This window comes from Pseudomonas chlororaphis subsp. chlororaphis (genome assembly GCF_003945765.1).
Lineage (GTDB): Bacteria > Pseudomonadota > Gammaproteobacteria > Pseudomonadales > Pseudomonadaceae > Aquipseudomonas > Aquipseudomonas chlororaphis.
The window spans coordinates 6,749,544-6,767,986 of the sequence record NZ_CP027712.1; the positions used below are offsets into that span (position 1 = coordinate 6,749,544).

Consider the following 18,443-nt stretch of genomic DNA (forward strand, 5'->3'; position numbering starts at 1 on the left):
CCGAAGGCCTTCGGCCTTATCGTCCGAACGCGGCCCGAGCCTTCGGCAGCGGCTACAGATGATCGCGTCAGGTCGGCAAATGCCCCAGCGGCAGCGCGCCCGGGGTTTTCACCGTGTGGATCGCGAAGTTGCTGCGGATATCGCTGACGCCCGGCAGTTTCAGCAGGCTGCCGGTAAGAAAACGGTCATAGGCGCGCAGGTCCGGCACCACCACCTGCAGCAGGAAGTCCGACTCGCCGGATACCAGGAACGCCGAAAGCACCTCCGGCAGCGCCGTCACCGCCTTGTGAAAGGCTTCGGAATGCTCATCGGTGTGCCGCTCGACCTTGACCCCGACGAACACCGTCAGCCCCAGGCCCACTTCATCGCGATCGAGGTTGGCCTGGTAGCCGCGAATCACCCCGGCTTCTTCCAGCATCCGCACCCGGCGCAGGCAGGGTGAAGGAGACAGGCCGATCTCCTCCGCCAGTTGCACGTTGCTCAGGCGGCCGTCGCGCTGCAGGGCGGCGAGAATCTTGCGGTCGTAGGCGTCCAGTTTCATTTTTGGCATTTTCCGATAGTCACTCCATGTCCAGGTGGAAGATTATGCCAATTTCCACCTCCTTGCTGGCTGACTACGCAAGCACCTGCCCTGCCCTTCGGCCCTAGACTCTACCTACCGAATCGACAACGAAAGGGGGTGGCAAGGTGGCGCAACTGTGGATGTTTTTCCTGGCATTGGCGGTGGTCTATCTGCTGCCCGGCCCCGACATGATCCTCCTGCTGCAAACCGGCGCCCGCCAGGGCAAGGGCCTGGCGCTGGCCACTGCGGTGGGCCTGGCGATTGCCCGGGGCTGTCATGTGGCACTGGCGGCATTGGGCCTGGCCGCCCTGTTCAAGGCCGCGCCCTGGACCTTCGAGGTGGTGCGCCTGGGCGGGGCCGCGTACCTGTTGTGGCTCGGCGTGCAGTGCCTGCGGGCCAACCTGCTGCCCAGCCTGCAGGATGGCGAGGCCGCGAGCGCCCTGCGCTGGCGCGAAGCGATCCGCCGCGGCCTGCTGACCAACCTGCTCAACCCCAAGGCGCTGCTGTTCTGCTCGGTGCTGCTGCCACAGTTCATCGACCCGCAGGCCGGCCCCGTGGCCGCGCAGTTCGCCAGCCTCGGTCTGCTGCTGGTATTGGTGGGGTTGCTGTTCGACAGCGCCTACGCCCTGGCCGGCGCCTGGATCGGCCGCTGGCTGGCGCACAACCGCGCCGCCCAGCGGGTCCAGCAATGGCTGTTCGGCAGCCTGCTGATCGGCTTCGCCCTGCGCCTGACTTTCGTGCAACAGGCCTGAACTCTGTAGCCGCTGCCGCAGGCTCGGGCCGCGTTCGGACGATCGCGACCGCAGGGCGCGCAAGGCCGCAAGATCGCTGAAGGCCTGCGGCCTTATCGCAGCCTGCGGCAGCGGCTACAAAAGCCTGCGTCCTGCCTCATTCAAGTGGGCAATAGCCGGCGTCGGTTCAGGCCGGCTTGCGGGCGATGATGACCTGGCTCTTGGCGACCACGGCGTCCAGCGCGTGCTTGATCTGCACCCCGCGCGGCGAGTTGAGGATGGTCTGCCAGGTGTTCGCCCATTGGTCGAGCAACGGGTGGTCGGGGTTGCTGAATTCGACCTTGGCTTCCCAGAACAGCAGCATCCACATCGACCAGTAGAAGCCGTACTGGCTATGGCTGAGCACCTCCAGCCCGGCGTCGCCGACCATCTGCTTGAACTGCTCTTCGCTGATGATGCGGATATGGTTGGGCTTCTGGAAATACTCCGGCGCGGCGATGTCCTTTTGCAGGTCCTCGGAGCTCGGGTGCGGCACGCTCAACAGGTACAGCGCGCCCGGCTGGCCGACCCGCACCAGCTCGCAGAGAAACTGCGCCGGATCGTCCACATGCTCGATGACCTCGGTGGACACCACCCGGCTGGCGGTGCCGTCGGCGATCGGCAGCGGGTTGCAGTCGGTGACATGGCATTCCACGCCGCGGGCCGGCGTATCGCTCAGCCGCTGGCGCGTCGCCTCGACCTTGGCCGCGTCGATGTCGGCAATGATGATCTTCGCCCCGCGCATCGCGCAGTAATGCACGTTGCCGCCGTCACCACAGCCAACGTCCAGCAGGGTGTCCTCGGCCGTCACCGGAAAGCCGGTGAACAGCTCGCCGTTTTCCTGGTTGAACCAGCCGCTGAGCATGGCGTCCTGCAGGCCCAGCATGTACGGATCGACCTTGGCCGGCGGCGGTGCGTCAGGCATCACGGCCGCAGGAGCGCTCGCCGTGAGTTTTTTCAGAAGGCTCAGCATGAAGTGACTCCAGTGGAAGGAACGGGAGAACGGGATGTGCCCAGGCGTTGCACCAGCTCGGCGCCCCGATTGCGCAGGGGCAACTCGATGACACGGTAGTTGAGTTCGCTGAACAACAGCAGCAGGCCTGCGGCGCAGGCCAGCGCCAGCAGCGGCTGGTCGTTCAGCCCGGTCGTGCCCAGGGGCGCCAGGCGGAACCAGGCTTCGCGGACCAGCAGAAACACCGGGATATGGATCAGGTAGATCCCGTAGGAACGACTGCCGACCCAGGCCAGCAGGCTTTTCAGCAGGCCGCGGGGCAACAGGTAGTCGCGGTTGTAGGAAGCGACCCACACCAGCAGCGCGCAGAGCACGGCCAGGGCGCCCACCCGGTAAAAGGTGGCATGGAAACCATCGGTAGCCAGCCAACCCATGCCCAGGCCGCACAGGATCAGCAGCAACGGGCCGAGCCCCGGATGCCGACCCAACCACTTCGGTTCCCAGTGCCGGTAGCTGGCGCGGGCCGTCCACAGCGCCAGCAACACGCCGAGGGCCATGGCGTCGGTGCGGATGACCATCAGCAGTGCCGAGCGCAGGGTCAGGACTTGCACGAGTACCAGCGCCAGCAACACCCAGGCCAGGTACCTGCGACACAACAGCACCAGCAGCGGCAGCAACAGGTAGAACTGCTCCTCCAGCGACAGGCTCCAGTAGACGAAACTGGCGCCGTACTCATAGTGGAAAAAGCTGTCGGCGAAACGGAAATTGGCGAATTGCAGCAGGCCGGCAACCGTGGCCCAGAGGTTGGCGTGCAGGCTGCCGAAGGCTGCCGAACGATTGAGGAACAGGCTCGCCAGTAACATCAGCAGCAGCCACAACCAGGCCGAGGGCAGCAGGCGGAAGGCGCGGCGAATCCAGAAGTCGCGGATCCGTTGCCAGCACTGCGCGCCGCTGGTGCAGGCGCGCAGCTGCGGGACCAGGCTGCGGGCGATGACAAAACCGGAGATGGCGAAGAACAGGTCCACGCCCCACCAGAACTGCCCGTAGGCGGCGACGCTGCCCAACCAGGCTTGCCCCTCGCGAAACAGATTGCCTTGCAGATGATGGAACACCACGCCCAGCACCGCGATGCCCCGCAGCAGCTCGATGTCCATGATCCGCTTGTCGTTCAAGACGGCTCAGCCACGGCGCCGGGCAGCGGCTTGCGGGCGATGATGACCTGGCTTTTCGGCATGAAGCCATCGAGCACCTGCTTGATCGCCAGCCCGTCGGGTTGCGCCAGCAGCTCCTCCCAGGTCCGCGCCCAGCCTTCCATCAGCGCCGGGTACGGCGCCTGGATGCGGTCGCGCACGGCGCCCGGCGGCTCGCGTCCGGCGGCCCGTTCGCTGGCCCAGAAAAAGATCATGCCCATGACCCAGAAAAAGCCCGTGGCCTGCCGATGCTCAATGACCAGCCCGGCGTCCTCGATCATCTGGCCAAAGCCTTCGCGGGAAAACACCTGCACATGGTTCGGCGCACGGTAGTAGCCGGGCGGCGCGATGCCCTTCTGCAAATGCTCGCCCACCGGGTCCGGAACGCTGATCAGGTACTGCGCGCCGGGACGGCCCATGCGCACCAGCTCGGCGAGGAATGGCTCGGGCTGTTCGATATGCTCCAGCACTTCCATGCACACCACTTTGCTCGCGCAGCCCTGGGCCAGCGGCAACGGCAGGCTGTTGCTGACCAGCCCCAGGGCGGGCACGTCCGATTGCTCGGCGACTTGCCGGGCCAGCTCGCGCACCTTGTCGAACTCACTGTCGGTAAAAATCACCGAAGCGCCCTGGCGCATGGCGAACAGCGTGGCCACGCCCTCGCCGCAGCCGACATCGAGCAGGGTGTCGTCGGCGCTGATGGCAAAGCCCTTGAGCAGCTCGCCGGTTGCGGAACGGAACCAGCCGTCGAGCATGGCGTCGCGCAAGCCGCAATCGCGGGGAGAAACCGCGGGCCTGGGCGCTTCGGCCAGCAGCGGCGCAGGCAACGGCGCCCCCCTGCGCAAACGCCACAGAAACGCCCGCATCACGCGGGAAGCCCGGGGGTGGCAAACGCCTTGCGCCGCTCCAGCACCTGCTGGAAGAACTCGCCCAGGCGCTGTTCGGCCGTGGCCTGGCTACAGAAGCGCCGCAGGCTTTCGATCGCATGGCTCGACATCCGCGCATAACGCTCGGGGTCCTGCAGGGCGACGTCGTAGCTGGCGCGATAGGCCGAGCACAGTGAGTCCCAGTTGGTGATGTAGCGCAGGGTCCGGTAGGCCGCCCGGGGATCGTGGGGCCAGGCGGTCAACTCGTCGGTGGAGTCGACGATGAAAGTGTTGTCGGGGTCAATGTAGTCGGCCATCGCGGTGTTGCACGGCGCCACCGCCGGCTTGCCGCAGGACATGAACTCCATCAGCGGCAGGCACTGCCCTTCGCCGAACGAGGAATTGACCACATAGCGGGTGGCCTCCACCAGCCGCTCGTAGTCCGGGTCGGACAAAAAGCCGTGGATCAGCACGATCCGGCACTGGTAGGACTGGTTCTTGTAGAGGTGGTGCAGCATGTCGGCCAGCGCGTTGCCGATATCGTGGTGGGTCAGTTTCAGCACCAGGGTGGCGTCGGCACAGTCGCGAAAGGTGGTGCAGAACGCGCTGATCATGTCCTGCCAGTTCTTGCGCCCGTCGTAGGGGTTGAACACCGAGGTGTAGACCACCCCGTCGAGCAGCAGCTGACAGTCGCGGGCCGTGGCATCGAGCGCCAGCGGCATGCCTTCGCGCAGCGTGCCCGGGCCGTAGGCACTCAGGTCCAGGGTCCGGCTGTCGAGCAGCAGCCCGTGCAGGTTGAGGGTCACCCGGGACGCCCGTGGCTGCTTGCCCAGTTGCTCGCCACGGCGGGCGAAGCGATCCCAGACCGGGGCCGGGATCGCGCAGATCGGGTAGTCCTCGCCCATCACATCGCGCACCGCTCGCACGGTAAAGCTGGAGTGGGTGATCGCCGCGCCCGCGGTGCCCAGGACCAGCCGCCAGTCATGGCGCGGCTCGCCCTGCCAGCTTTCGGTGGGAATGGTGCTGAACTCCCAGGCGAACACCGGGATGGTCGGGCAAGCGTAATGGTTGGGCGTGCGATGGGGCGGCGAGAACGACAGGAAGATGCACGCCTCGCCTCGGCTCTGGCAGTCGAAATACAGGCGGTCCACCAGCTCGTCGGGGTTGCTGACCTCCAGCACCTGGCCCAGGCGTTCCAGCACCGGCCGGAACTCCTTGAGCACGAAGTAGTAGCTGTATTCGGGACGGCCCAGGTTCTGCTGGATGTTGCTCTTGTTGGTTTCCGAATGGATGAGGATCAGCATCAGGCGTTACCCGCCACGGCCAGGGAGGACGCGCCGTCGGCCTCGGTCAGCGGGGTCAGGGCGAAGAACTCCCGCAGGCGCCCCTGGACGCTGGCGAAGCTGCTGTACTCCTGCATGCGCCGGGCCGCGGCCAGGGACATCGACTGGTACCCCGCGGGGTTTTCCTTGGCCATGCGGTAACTGTCCTGGTAGGCGGTTTTCAACGAGCCCCAATCCGGGCGGTGGCGCAGGGTGCGAAACAGGATGCGCGAGTCCTGCGGCCAGATCGCCGGCTCCTGGCTGGACTTGACGACGAAGGCCACGTCCTCGTCGATGTAATCGAGCATGGCCGTGTGCAGCGGCGCGATCACCGGCTTGCCGCAGGCCATGAACTCCATCAGCGGCAGGCACAGGCCTTCGCACCGCGAAGCGTTGACGTAGAAACTGGCCGCGCCGTACAGCCTTGCGAACTGCTCGTCGTCCAGATAGCCGTGCATGGCCACCACCCGACAGCTGAACGGTGACAGCTGCGACAGCAGGGTCAGCATTTCGACGTAATAGGTCGACAGGTCGTTCTGGGTCATCTTCAACACCAGGGTGGCGTCTTCGGTGTCGCGCATTGCCCAGCAGAACGCGGTAATCAGTTGATGCCAATTCTTGCGACCGTCGTCTGGGTTGAACACGCTGACATAGACCACGCCATCGACCTGGAACTCCACCTGCCGGTCGGTGGGCGGGAGGACGGCCTGGGGGTGTTCCGGCTCAGGCGCGGGTACCGGCAGGACGACGGGCAGCGCTGCCGCGTGCTCCGGTCTCGATTTCGCCATCAGCGCCCGCAGGCGCTCGGGAACCCGGTCGCGCAACCCCTCGCGGTAGCATTCGCGAACATAGTGCTTGCTGATGAACAGCGGCCGGCGCCATTCGCCGCCGGCCAGCGCCCGATACCATTCGCGCAGATAGTGCTTGGCGATGAATAGCCGGCGCCTGACGGTCAGCGGTGGGGCTTCGACGATTTCGGCCTCGACGGGAGCGGGAGGCGGCGGTGCCTCATCCAGCACCGGCGCGATCAGGCCGTCGGCGGAAAGTCCCAGGGCCCGGCTGTCGATGATGCAGCCCTTGATCTGCAGGGTGGTGCCGGCGTTGACCGGCACATTGGGGTATTGCCCGCGGACGCCGTCGAAGCGCTCCCACAACGGGGTAGGCAGCACCAGCACCGGAAAATGCTCACCCAGCACCCGACGCACCGCACGGGCCGTATGGCTGGACAGGGTGATCACCCGGCCATGGCGGCCAAGGGTGCGGCTCCAGTCCTGGTGCGGGTCGTTATCCCAGTATTCGTGGGGGATCGAGTCGAACTCCCAGGCCACCACACACAGGGTCGGGCAGTCCAGGTCGACCGGGGTTTTCTGGGGTGGGGTGAACGAAAGAAACAGGCAGTCTTCGCCCTTGAGTCGCAGCTCGTGATACAGCCGGTCGACCTCGGCCGGCGTCTGCACCACATGCACGCGCCCAAGGCTTTCCAACACCGGGCGATAGGCCTTGAGCACGAAGTAATAGCTGTATTCCGGACGCCCGAGGCTCTGGCTGATGGAGCCGTCGTTAACATCCGAATAAAGAATGAAATTCATGGCATCTCACGATGAAGCCGCCGTCCTGGCACCTTCACACAATGACGGTAGAGCCATGGCGCCACGCCTGTGTTGTGGGCGTGCATCCATCGTTCTCATGCCCGTCTACGTTCTTGTTCTATTGGTCAGTTTTGCATGACTGCGAGACAGCCATTCTGATCGCTTTGGGGTCGAGACGAGGGGCATTCTAAACACATCCATTGAAGATTCGGGAACCTCCCGACAAGATTTTTCCTATGCTGGAAAACGAGAACTTACCGGTCACGGTAGGACCTGTTGAAATTCCAAAGCAATTGGCACAGATTGAGCGCCAAACAACTACAACAAGCTTCGTCAATAGAAAGGCCCGGGGGAAATAGCAGAGTTTTCGTATTTCTCATATGAATTATGTGTCCAAATATTGCCGAAGCCTCCGTCTAAAGAGGCTGCTGCTTGAAAAAGCGTCTGTTTGTAACGGGCCTGAATGGATTTGTGGGACGCCATCTGCGATCCCGCCTGGGCGCTGCCGATTCCGGCTGGGAACTGCTGCCCGCGCCGCCCTTTGACCTGACCCAACCGCAAAGCCTGCAAGACCTGTGGCCCGAGTTACCGGATGCGGTGATTCACCTGGCTGGCCAGACCTTTGTCCCCGAAGCCTTCCGCGATCCTGCCCGGACCTTGCAGATCAACCTGCTGGGCACCCTCAACCTGTTACAAGCGCTGAAAGCCCGCGGCTTCAGCGGCACCTTCCTGTACGTCAGCTCCGGTGACGTCTACGGCCAGGTCGGCGAAAACGACCTGCCCATCGACGAGCGCCAGCCCCCCTCCCCACGCAATCCTTATGCAGTGAGCAAGGTCTCGGCCGAACTCTTGTGCCTGCAGTGGGGCATGAGCGAAGGCTGGCCCGTGATGGTGGCCAGGCCGTTCAACCACATCGGTACCGGGCAGTTGGGCAGCTTCGCCGTCGCCAGCGCCGCGCGCCAGATCGCCCGGATCAAGCTCGGCCTGCAGGCTCCGAGGCTGGAAGTCGGCGATATCGACGTCACTCGCGACTTCCTCGATGTCGCTGACGTGGTGAACGCTTACCTCGCCCTGTTGCGCAGTGGCGTGCCGGGCCAGGTCTACAACATCTGTTCCGGCCAGGAGCACAGCATCCGCGGCCTGATCCAGCAGTTGGCGGACATCGCTCAGGTCGAAATGGAGCTGGTCCAGGACCCCGCCCGTCTGCGACGGGCAGAACAGCGTCGTGTCTGTGGCAGTCACGCCAGGCTGCAAGCAGTCACCGGATGGACGCCCGAAACCACAATAAAACAATCCCTGCGGGCGATCCTGTCCGACTGGGAGTCACGGGTACTACAAGAATGACAAAAAGTGCACTGATCACAGGGATCACGGGGCAGGACGGCGCCTATCTGGCCAAGTTGCTGCTGGACAAGGGCTATCAGGTTCACGGACTGGTGGCGCGACGCAGCAGCGACTCGCGCTGGCGCTTGCGTGAGATGGGCATCGAGGGCGAGATCCTCTACCTGGATGGCGACATGGCCGACGCCTGCTCCGTGCAACGGGCGGTGATCAAGGCGGCGCCCGACGAACTCTACAACCTGGCGGCGCAAAGCTTTGTCGCCGCCTCCTGGGACCAGCCGGTGACCACCGGTATCGTCGACGGGCTGGGCGTGACCCACTTGCTCGAGGCGATCCGCCAGTTCAGCCCGCACACCCGCTTTTACCAGGCCTCCACCAGCGAAATGTTCGGCCTGATCCAGGCCGAGCAGCAGGACGAAAATACCCCGTTCTACCCGCGCAGCCCCTACGGCGTGGCCAAGCTCTATGGGCACTGGATCACCGTGAACTACCGCGAGAGCTTCGGCCTGCACGCCAGCAGCGGCATCCTGTTCAACCACGAATCGCCCCTGCGCGGCATCGAGTTCGTGACCCGCAAGGTCACCGACGCCGCCGCCCGGATCAAACAGGGCAAGCAGCAGGAGCTGCGCCTGGGCAACATCGACGCCAAGCGCGACTGGGGATTCGCCGGCGACTATGTCGAAGCCATGTGGCTGATGCTGCAACAGGGCAAGGCCGACGATTACGTGGTGGCCACCGGCGTCACCACTACCGTGCGCGAGATGTGCCAGATCGCCTTCGAACACGTCGGCCTGAACTACCGTGACTACGTGAAAATCGACCCGGCGTTCTTCCGCCCCGCGGAAGTCGACGTGCTGTTGGGCAACCCGGCCAAGGCCCAACGGGTGCTCGGCTGGAAACCCAAGACCCATCTGGAAACCCTGATCCGCATGATGATGGATGCGGACATGAAACGCGTCGCCAAGGAGTAAGGCATGCTGATTCCAGTGATTCTTTCCGGCGGTGCCGGGACCCGGTTGTGGCCGGTTTCGCGCGAAGGTCATCCCAAGCCATTCATGCTCCTGCCCGACGGCCAGAGCCTGCTGGGCAAGACCTACCGCCGCGCCGCCGGGTTGCTGGCCGGTAGCGGCGATATCGTCACGGTGACCAACCGCGACCACTTCTTTCAAAGCAAGGATCACTTCCTGGCCGCCAGGCTGGATCGGCATCACGGGCATTTCATCCTCGAACCCTCGGGCCGCAACACCGCTCCGGCCATCGCCGCCGCGGCCCTGGCCCTGCAGGCTCGGCACGGCGACCAGGTGACCATGGTAGTGATGCCGGCCGACCACCTGATCCGCAACGAAGAAGCCTTCAAAAGCGCGGTCGCCCACGCCGCGCAACTGGCTGAAACCGGGCACCTGGTCACCTTCGGCGTCACGCCGAACGCCCCGGAAACCGGCTTCGGTTATATCGAGTCAGGCGACGCCCTCGACGATAACGGTGCCGCCAGGGTGCTGCGTTTCGTGGAAAAACCCGACCTGAAGACTGCCCTGGGCTACCTGGAAAGCGGCCGGTTCCTGTGGAATTCGGGCCTGTTCTGTTTCACCGTCGCCACGCTGCTGGAGCAGCTGCAACAGCACGCCCCCGAGCTGCTGGAACAGGGCCGCGCCTGCCTGGCCGCGAGCACGCCGGTGGAGACCGGCAACATCATCCAGCATGAATTGTCCGCGGAGCATTTCGCCAGGATGCCGGACATCTCCATCGACTATGCGCTGATGGAAGTCTCGGACCAGGTCGCGGTCGTGCCCGCCCGGTTCGACTGGAGCGACATCGGCTCCTGGGGCGCGATCAGCGCCCTGGTCGACGCCGATGCCCAGGACAACCGCGCCACTGGCGAAGCCCTGTTCATCGACAGCCACGGCAACTTCGTGCAAAGCGAAGGCCGGATGATCGCCACGGTGGGCGTCGACAACCTGATCGTGGTCGAGACCGCCGACGCCATCCTGGTGGCCCACGCCGACCGCGCCCAGGACGTGCGCCAGGTGGCCAGGCAGCTCAAGGATCGCAACCACGAATCCTATCGCCTGCACCGCACGGTCAGTCGCCCCTGGGGCAGCTACACCGTGCTGGAGGAAGGCCCGGGCTTCAAGATCAAGCGCATTGTGGTCAAGCCGGGCGCGGCGCTGTCGCTGCAGATGCACCACCATCGCAACGAACACTGGGTGGTGGTCAAGGGCACGGCCATGGTCACCAACAACGGCGACGGCTCGCATCTGGTCAACAGCAACGAATCCACCTTCATCGCCGCCGGGCACAAGCACCGCTTGGCGAACCCGGGGGTGATCGACCTGGTCATCATCGAAGTGCAGAGCGGCGAATACCTGGGCGAGGACGACATCGTCCGTTTCGAAGACCAATACGGCAGGACAGCCTGATGCTGCTCAATCTGTACCGCTCGCTGCGCAGCTACCGGGGCTTCATCCTCGGCAGCGTGCAGCGCGAGTTCCAGGCGCGTTATCGCAACTCGCTGTTCGGCGCCTTGTGGACCGTGCTCAACCCGCTGTCGATGATCGTCGTCTACACGGTGATCTTTTCCCAGGTGATGCGCGCCCGCTTGCCGGGCGTGGAGGATGGCCTGGCCTACAGCGTCTACCTCTGTGCCGGGCTGCTGACCTGGGGCCTGTTTTCCGAGCTGACCCTGCGCAGCCAGAGCATGTTCCTGGAAAACGCCAACCTGCTGAAGAAGATCAGCTTCCCGCGCATCTGCCTGCCGGTGATCGTGCTGCTCAACGCCGGCATCAACTTCGCGATCATCCTCGGCCTGTTCCTCGGTTTCCTGCTGATCACCGGGCGCCTGCCGGGCCTGGCGCTGCTGGCGCTGATCCCGCTGCTGCTGTTGCAGGTGCTGTTCTGCACCGGCCTGGGGATGATCCTCGGGGTGCTGAACGTATTCTTCCGCGATGTAGCGCAGTTCTTCGGCATCTTCCTGCAGTTCTGGTTCTGGCTGACCCCCATCGTCTACCCCATCAGCATCCTGCCCGAGTCGATCCAGCGCCTGCTGGCGCTCAACCCGCTGACCGCGCTGATGCACAGCTACCAGAACCTGTTCCTGTACGACCAGTGGCCGCAATGGAGTTCGCTGACCCCGATGCTGGTGATCAGCCTGTTGTTCTGTGGCATGGGGCTGCGGCTTTTCCGCCAGCGCGTCGGTGAAATGGTGGATGAGCTCTGATGGGACATATACGCGTCACCGGCCTGGGCAAGGCCTATAAGCAGTACCCGAACCGCTGGAGCCGGCTGTTCGAATGGATGATTCCGTTTTCCAGGCCGCGCCATCACCTGCACTGGGTGCTGCAGGGCGTCGATTTCGAGATCGAGCCGGGCCAGGCCGTGGGCATAGTCGGGGTCAACGGCGCCGGCAAAAGCACCTTGCTGAAAATGATCACCGGCACCACCCAGCCGACCTGCGGCGAGATCCATCTGCGGGGGCGGGTAGCGGCGTTGCTGGAGCTGGGCATGGGTTTCCACCCGGACTTCACCGGGCGCCAGAACGCGGTCATGGCCGGCCAGCTGCTGGGCATGCAGGTCGAGGAAATCCAGGCCCTGATGGCGGAAATCGAAGCCTTCGCCGAGATCGGCGAGGCCATCGATCATCCGGTACGCACCTATTCGAGTGGCATGCAGATGCGCCTGGCGTTCAGCGTGGCCACGGCCCGGCGCCCGGACATCCTGATCGTCGACGAAGCGCTGTCGGTGGGCGACGCCTACTTCCAGCACAAGAGTTTCGAGCGCATCCGCAGCTTCCGCCGCGCCGGCACCACCCTGCTGATCGTGTCCCACGACCGCTCGGCGATCCAGTCGATCTGCGACACCGCGATCCTGCTCGAACAGGGCCGCGTGGCCATGCACGGCAAGCCGGAAGAGGTGATGGACTACTACAACGCCATGCTCGCCGAACGCGAAGGCCAGACGGTGCGCCAGGAAATGCTCGCCAACGGCCAGGTACGGACCATTTCCGGCACCGGCGAAGCCGCGATCCTCAGCGTGCACCTGCGCGACGAACGCGAGCGTTCGATCGAGATGGCCGAAGTCGGCCAGCCGGTGGTGCTGGAAGTACAGGTCGAGGTGCGCCAGGACATCGAACGGCTGGTGCTGGGCTTCATGATCAAGGACCGTCTCGGCCAGCCCATGTATGGCATCAACACCCATCGCCTGGACCAGGCCCTGACCGACTTGAGCGCCGGCGAAAAGGTCACCTTCCGCTTCGCCTTCACCATGGGCCTGGGCAAGGGCAACTACTCGGTGGCCCTGAGCCTGTCGCGGCTGGATTCGCACCTGGATCGCAACTTCGAATGGCGCGACTACGGCCTGGTCTTCCACGTCATCAATAACCGCCAGGAAGACTTTGTCGGCTGCTCCTGGTTGCAGGCGCGGACCAGCATTGTTCGCTCACCGTCGAAGTCCACTCAGTCAATGCCTCAGCGAGCGGCGCCATGACCCGACTGTTGATTGAATGCACCTATGTGTTCGAACACCCCGAGACCAACTCGGGTATCCAGCGCGTGGTGCGCAACGTCATCCGTGAACTGCCCGCGGCCGATGCCTCGGTGGAATGCATTCCGGTGGTCATGCTCAAGGGCAAGCTCTACCGGGTATTGAGCCTCAAGCCATTGAAACCCGAGCGCTGGAACCTGATGGGGCTGCGGGTGCGCCTGGAACAGATGGCCAACGTCTTCTGGCTGCGTCACCGCACCCTGGAGCGACGCAAACCTTTCGATTCCTACCTTGCGCGCCGCTTGCTCTATGTGGCGTGCCGCCTGACCGCTCTGGTCTGCTTCAGCATTCCGTTGCGGCTGTGCAACCGGTTCCTCGACACCCGGGAAATCCCCCAGCGCTGCGTACCGCTGCAACATCAACCGGGCGATCAACTGGTGCTGCTGGACTCGTCCTGGCACGCCGATTTCTTTCCCCTGGCCGAACAGCTCAAGCGCGATGGCGTAGGTATCGTCTCGGTCATCTATGACCTGATCCCCCTGACCCACCCGCAGTTCTGCGACGCCGGGCTGGTCCGGGTGTTCAACCACTGGTTCGACTGGATAGCGCGCACCGCCGACGGCTACATCGCCATTTCCGCGACCATACGCGACCAGGTTCGCGAAGAGATGCTCCGCCGGGTCGGGCGCCAGCAGGTGGCACAGCGCTGGTTCGACTATTTCCACCTGGGCTCGGAACTGGATCAGTGCAGCAAAAACGCTCGGATCAACCCAGATCTGGCCCAGCTGTTCAAGGGCCAGGCAGCGGTGTTCCTGATGGTCAGCACCATCGAACCACGTAAAAACCATGGTTTCCTGCTAGACGCCTTCGAGCGTGTCTGGGCCAGTGGGTCCCAGGCCCGCCTGTGTATCGCCGGGCGCATCGGCTGGAAGTGCGAGGCGCTGATCGAACGGATTCGCCGGCACCCGGAGTTGAACCGGCGCCTGTTCATGTTCAATTCACTGGACGACAACAGCCTGGAGTACGCCTATTCCAAGGCGACGGCGCTGGTGTTCCCCTCCTATGTCGAAGGGTTCGGCCTGCCCCTGGTGGAAGCCATGCAGCGCGGCCTGCCCGCCATGGGCAGCGACATCCCTGTGTTCCGCGAGATCGGCGGCGAGTTCATGGCCTATTTCGACCTGAACGATCCGCAGAGCCTGGCCGACCTAGTCATCCAGCAGGAAACCAGCGGCGTGTTTCCCGCCGCCCGCCCTGTCGATGACTGGCGCTGGCTGGGTTGGCGAGAAGCCAGTACCCAGCTGGTCGAACGCATTGTGTTCCACAGGAACCACGCCCCCACGGTCATGGAGACGCACGATGCGGATAGCCCTTAACGCGCGCATTCTCCAGTCGCCGCGCACCGGTATCGGCCATTACGTAGCGGAACTGGCCTCGGCCCTGGTCACCGAGCAGGGACTGGAGCTGTCGCTGTTCCATGGCTGGGGCTGGAGCCCCGAACTGCCGGCGGCCGCCATGCCAGGTTATTCCCGACTGGCGCCTTGGCTGCGACAGATCCCCGGGGCCTACCAGGCCAGGCGCTGGCTGGAACAGCGACGTTTCGACCAGGGACAGCATGAGGCGATCGACCTTTACCACGAACCCAGCCTGTGGCCGCTGGAGTTCGAAGGCCCGACCGTGATGACCCTGCATGACCTGACTCACCTGCATTACCCCTCGACTCAGCCGCCGGCACGCTTGAAGGAAATCGAGCGGCGCCTTGGTGCGGGTGTGGAACAGGCGCGGCTGATCCTGACAGACTCGCAGTTCATCGCCGATGAAGCCCAGGATTATTTCAGCCTGCCGCGCGATCGTTTTGTCGTGGCGCCCCTGGGCGTCGCCCCGCGCTTCCATCCTCGTGAGCATACCGAGCTGGAGCACAGCCTCGCGGCCCATGGCCTGCAGCCTCAAGGCTACTTCCTGTGCGTCGGCACGCTGGAGCCACGCAAGAACCTGTCCCAGGCCCTGCAAGCCCACGAACTGCTGCCGCCAGCGCTGCGCCAGCGTTATCCGTTGCTGATCGTCGGCATGGCGGGTTGGGAGCAAGGGCAGTTCAGCGACCCCCTGCAAAAGGCCTTGGCCAGCGGCCATGTACAGCTGCTGGGCTACCTGCCGGACGAACAGGTGGCACAGCTGGTGGCCGGAGCCAAGGCGCTGATCTTTCCATCGCTGTACGAAGGCTTCGGTCTTCCGGTCCTGGAAGCCATGGCCAGTGGCACACCGGTGGTCGTGACGCGGCGTTCGGCGATGCCGGAAGTCGCGGGGGTAGCGGGCAATTATGTCGAGCCTGGCGATGTGCACGGCTTGAGCAACACTATGCTTCGCTTGATTGACGATGAGCTCCATTGGCAGGCGTGCCGCGAAGCGGGTTTGCAACAAGCCGGGCTGTTTTCCTGGAGGCACTGCGCACAGATCACCGCACGTACCTACCGTCAGGCTATAGGAGGCTGAATGCGTGTCCTACATTTCTTCAAAACCTATTTGCCTGACTCGGTCGGCGGTATCGAACAGGTCATCTTCCAGCTATGCGAAAGCGGCGCCCAACAGGGTATCGAAGGCCAGGTCCTGACCCTGAGCGCCGACCCGCAACCCACGGTACTGAAGCTCGGTCAGCATGAGGTGCACCGGGCCAAGCTCGACATACAGTTCGCCTCCACCGGCTTTTCCTACAGCGTGTTCAAGCAGTTTCGCGAAATGGCCGCCGAAGCCGACGTGGTCAACTATCACTTCCCCTGGCCGTTCATGGACCTGGTGCATTTCATGAGTGGCATGAACAAGCCCTGCGTGGCCACCTACCACTCCGACATCATCCGCCAGCGCCACCTGCTCAAGCTGTACCGGCCATTGATGAACCGCTTCCTGCACAGCGTCGACCGGATCGTCGCCGCGTCGCCGAACTACCTGCACACCAGCGATGTGCTGCAACAGTTCCCGGACAAGACCCGGGTCATCCCCTACGGCCTGAACAAGGCCGGTTATCCACAGCCCGACACCGAACGCATGGCCCAGTGGCGCCAGCGCCTGGGCGAGCGTTTTTTCCTGTTCGTCGGGGTGATGCGTTACTACAAGGGCCTGCACATCCTGCTCGATGCCCTCAAGGACGTGGACTACCCGGTGGTGATCGTCGGCGCCGGCCCGCTGGAGGCCGAACTGCATGCCCAGGCCGCGGCGCTGGGCCTGCGCAACCTGCATTTCCTCGGCCGCCTGGGGGATGAAGACAAGGTGGCCCTGCTGCAACTGAGCTATGCCATCGTCTTTCCCTCGCACCTGCGCTCCGAGGCTTTCGGCATCTCGTTGCTCGAAGGCGCGATGTACGGCAAACCGATGATCTCCAGCGAGATCGGCACCGGCACCAGCTACATCAATATCCATGGCGAAACTGGCCTGGTGGTGCCGCCCAGCGATCCCCTGGCCTTCCGTGCCGCCATGCGCCAGCTCTGGGACAACCCGGAACAGGCCGCTCGGATGGGCCTCAAGGCCGAAGCCCGTTACCGGCAGCTGTTCACCGCCGACCAGATGGGCCAAAGGTGGAACGAGCTGTACCAGGAGTTGCTGGAGGAAAAAGCCCTGTCCTACGTCTGACGCAGCTCGCTCCTACATTTTCCTGAACGCCGCAACACCTGTAGGAGCGAAGCTTGCTCGCGATGCAAACACCGTGGTGGGTCAGACACGGCCCTATCGCGGGCAAGCCTCGCTCCTGCGATTTTTTACGTCGGACGCCAGCGCAGGGCCAGCGCCGCGGGCCGGCGCACCAGTTGCTCGACCTCGAAGCGCCACAGGCGCTCAGCGCCTGGGAAGGTGGCGATCTGCGGGTCGTCGAGCACGACTTCAGTGCGGCCGCTGAGCTGCAGCAGGTCTCCACGGCTGAAGTCGATGAACAGCAGGCCGGCGCGGGGGTTGAGCAGCAGGTTGCCCAGGGTGTTGAAGTGCAGGTTGCCGGCGAAATCCGGAATGCTCAGGCGGTTGCCCTCGACCCGCACGAAACCGGCCGGGCCGCCGCGGTGGGACACATCGACCCAGAGCCGTCCCTCGACCTCCACGTAACTGGCGACGAAAAACGTATCGGCGTCCCGGATCATCGCCCTCGCCGTTTCATCCAGCGCGTTCAGGCGCTGCACCGGCCGGTGCGCGGCCAGCGGCACCGACTCGAACTGACGCAGCTGGATGTAGCGCGGGCAATTGCCGAAGGACTGTTCGACCCCCAGGGCAAAACCGCTGTCGTCCAGCTCGACGATCCGCCCGTTGAGGCGGTTGCGCCGCCGGGTGTGCAGCTCGATGCCCAGCAGGCCGATGGCCGCGCCCGGCGCCAGTTGGGCGGGGTCTTCGACGGCGGGCAGGCTGTCGAGCCTTAGCCGCCCGGGGGTTGGCGATTGGGCGAAACCGACAGCCCCTTCGAGCACGCTGGCCCAGGGGTTGCCCTGGTTATCCACAGCCCCGAGCAGCATGAACGGCAGCTGTTGATAAAACTGCCGGTGCTGGTCGGGCATCTCGCTGCGGATCACCTTGCGCCCGACGACGTCCATGCGCTCGGCAACGCCAGCCTGGGCTTGCAGGCGGGTTTCGCCTGCATGCCAGGGGGATTCGATGTTCATGATGGGGCTCCCCTGCGTCGATGACGCAGCAGTCAGCGGGCCCGGAGGGTGCCGGGCCGCCAGATTCAGGCGCTTTGCAGGCCCACCGCGGTGCGCGGCATGCCGACGAAGCCAGGCAAGGCTTCGATGCGCGCCAGCCAGGCGCGGACCTGTGGATAATCCGCCAGCGACACATTGCCCTCGGGGGCGTGGGCGATGTAGCTGTAGCCGGCGATATCGGCGATGGTCGGTTCGCTGCCCGCCAGGTAAGGGCTGGCCGTCAATTCCTGCTCGACCACCTTGAGCAGCGCATGGGAGCGAGTGATGGCCTCCTCGGCGTTGCGCTGGGCGCCGAATACGGTGATCAGCCGCGCCACCGCCGGGCCAAACGCAATCGGCCCCGCCGCCGCCGACAACCAGCGCTGGACTCGTGCCGCGCCAACCGGATCGCTGGGCAACCAACGGCCCTGGCCGTACTTCTGCGCCAGATACACCAGAATCGCGTTGGAGTCGGCCAGTATCACGCCCTGGTCGTCGATCACCGGCACCTGGCCAAAGGAGTTCAGCGCCAGGAAGTCCGCCTGCTTGTGCTCGCCTTTCGCCAGGTCGACGAAGACCAGCTCGAAAGGCAGCCCCAGCAGCGACAACATCAGTTCGACGCGATGGGCATGACCGGAACGGGGGAAGTTGTAGAGCTTGATGGCGTGCATGGCAGACTCCGCTGGGCAGGGGTGCGGCTCACAAGAGCGGCACTGACGGACGCCATCT

The 18,443-nt window shown here is 64.4% G+C and carries 17 protein-coding genes; 9 read left to right on the plus strand and 8 right to left on the minus strand.

Annotation, left to right across the window (positions count from 1 at the left end):
• Positions 1-67: 67 nt before the first annotated feature.
• Positions 68-541 (minus strand): Lrp/AsnC family transcriptional regulator, encoded by a 474-nt coding sequence (locus C4K27_RS30835; protein WP_007927641.1) that lies wholly within the window; start codon positions 539-541, stop codon positions 68-70.
• Between the two features lie 146 nt (positions 542-687).
• Between C4K27_RS30835 and C4K27_RS30840 the strand changes: the two genes are divergently transcribed.
• Positions 688-1,314 (plus strand): LysE family translocator, encoded by a 627-nt coding sequence (locus tag C4K27_RS30840; protein ID WP_053263177.1) that lies wholly within the window; start codon positions 688-690, stop codon positions 1,312-1,314.
• Between the two features lie 166 nt (positions 1,315-1,480).
• Here C4K27_RS30840 and C4K27_RS30845 read toward each other — a convergent pair whose 3' ends face one another.
• From C4K27_RS30845 to C4K27_RS30865, 5 genes are read right to left on the minus strand one after another with little or no spacing between them, the layout of a single operon-like run.
• A complete protein-coding gene (locus C4K27_RS30845; RefSeq protein WP_053263178.1) occupies positions 1,481-2,305 on the minus strand; it encodes a class I SAM-dependent methyltransferase in 825 nt (274 codons plus the stop codon).
• A complete protein-coding gene (locus C4K27_RS30850; RefSeq protein ID WP_053263179.1) occupies positions 2,299-3,456 on the minus strand; it encodes an acyltransferase family protein in 1,158 nt (385 codons plus the stop codon). Before C4K27_RS30850 ends, C4K27_RS30845 begins: the two co-directional genes overlap by 7 nt.
• Positions 3,453-4,340 (minus strand): class I SAM-dependent methyltransferase, encoded by an 888-nt coding sequence (locus C4K27_RS30855; protein WP_053263180.1) that lies wholly within the window; start codon positions 4,338-4,340, stop codon positions 3,453-3,455. The genes C4K27_RS30850 and C4K27_RS30855 overlap by 4 nt, the downstream gene beginning before the upstream one ends.
• Complete coding sequence (locus tag C4K27_RS30860) at positions 4,340-5,644, minus strand: glycosyltransferase (RefSeq protein WP_053263181.1); 1,305 nt, start codon at positions 5,642-5,644, stop codon at positions 4,340-4,342. Before C4K27_RS30860 ends, C4K27_RS30855 begins: the two co-directional genes overlap by 1 nt.
• Positions 5,644-7,251, minus strand: coding sequence for a glycosyltransferase (locus tag C4K27_RS30865; protein ID WP_053263182.1), 1,608 nt, complete (start codon positions 7,249-7,251; stop codon positions 5,644-5,646). The genes C4K27_RS30860 and C4K27_RS30865 overlap by 1 nt, the downstream gene beginning before the upstream one ends.
• A 432-nt stretch (positions 7,252-7,683) precedes the next feature.
• On the opposite strand from C4K27_RS30865, the gene C4K27_RS30870 reads away from it, so the two are divergent.
• Genes C4K27_RS30870 through C4K27_RS30905 form a run of 8 tightly spaced genes read left to right on the plus strand, consistent with a single transcriptional unit; the run spans position 7,684 to position 16,686 of the window.
• A complete protein-coding gene (locus C4K27_RS30870) occupies positions 7,684-8,595 on the plus strand; it encodes a GDP-mannose 4,6-dehydratase (RefSeq protein WP_053263183.1) in 912 nt (303 codons plus the stop codon).
• Entirely contained in the window at positions 8,592-9,563 is a 972-nt protein-coding gene (gene gmd, locus C4K27_RS30875; protein ID WP_053263184.1) for a GDP-mannose 4,6-dehydratase, read from the plus strand. Before C4K27_RS30870 ends, gmd begins: the two co-directional genes overlap by 4 nt.
• A gap of 3 nt (positions 9,564-9,566) precedes the next feature.
• Entirely contained in the window at positions 9,567-11,009 is a 1,443-nt protein-coding gene (locus tag C4K27_RS30880) for a mannose-1-phosphate guanylyltransferase/mannose-6-phosphate isomerase (RefSeq protein ID WP_053263185.1), read from the plus strand.
• Positions 11,009-11,806, plus strand: a complete 798-nt coding sequence (locus tag C4K27_RS30885) for an ABC transporter permease (protein WP_007924587.1) — start codon at positions 11,009-11,011, stop codon at positions 11,804-11,806. The genes C4K27_RS30880 and C4K27_RS30885 overlap by 1 nt, the downstream gene beginning before the upstream one ends.
• A complete protein-coding gene (locus tag C4K27_RS30890; RefSeq protein WP_007924581.1) occupies positions 11,806-13,071 on the plus strand; it encodes an ABC transporter ATP-binding protein in 1,266 nt (421 codons plus the stop codon). Before C4K27_RS30885 ends, C4K27_RS30890 begins: the two co-directional genes overlap by 1 nt.
• Positions 13,068-14,441, plus strand: coding sequence for a glycosyltransferase family 4 protein (locus C4K27_RS30895; RefSeq protein ID WP_053263186.1), 1,374 nt, complete (start codon positions 13,068-13,070; stop codon positions 14,439-14,441). The genes C4K27_RS30890 and C4K27_RS30895 overlap by 4 nt, the downstream gene beginning before the upstream one ends.
• Entirely contained in the window at positions 14,425-15,555 is a 1,131-nt protein-coding gene (locus tag C4K27_RS30900; RefSeq protein ID WP_053263276.1) for a glycosyltransferase family 4 protein, read from the plus strand. Before C4K27_RS30895 ends, C4K27_RS30900 begins: the two co-directional genes overlap by 17 nt.
• A complete protein-coding gene (locus C4K27_RS30905; RefSeq protein WP_053263187.1) occupies positions 15,556-16,686 on the plus strand; it encodes a glycosyltransferase family 4 protein in 1,131 nt (376 codons plus the stop codon).
• Between the two features lie 125 nt (positions 16,687-16,811).
• Here C4K27_RS30905 and C4K27_RS30910 read toward each other — a convergent pair whose 3' ends face one another.
• A complete protein-coding gene (locus C4K27_RS30910) occupies positions 16,812-17,696 on the minus strand; it encodes a pyridoxamine 5'-phosphate oxidase family protein (protein WP_053263188.1) in 885 nt (294 codons plus the stop codon).
• A gap of 65 nt (positions 17,697-17,761) precedes the next feature.
• A complete protein-coding gene (locus tag C4K27_RS30915; RefSeq protein ID WP_053263189.1) occupies positions 17,762-18,385 on the minus strand; it encodes a glutathione S-transferase family protein in 624 nt (207 codons plus the stop codon).
• Positions 18,386-18,443: the final 58 nt, after the last annotated feature.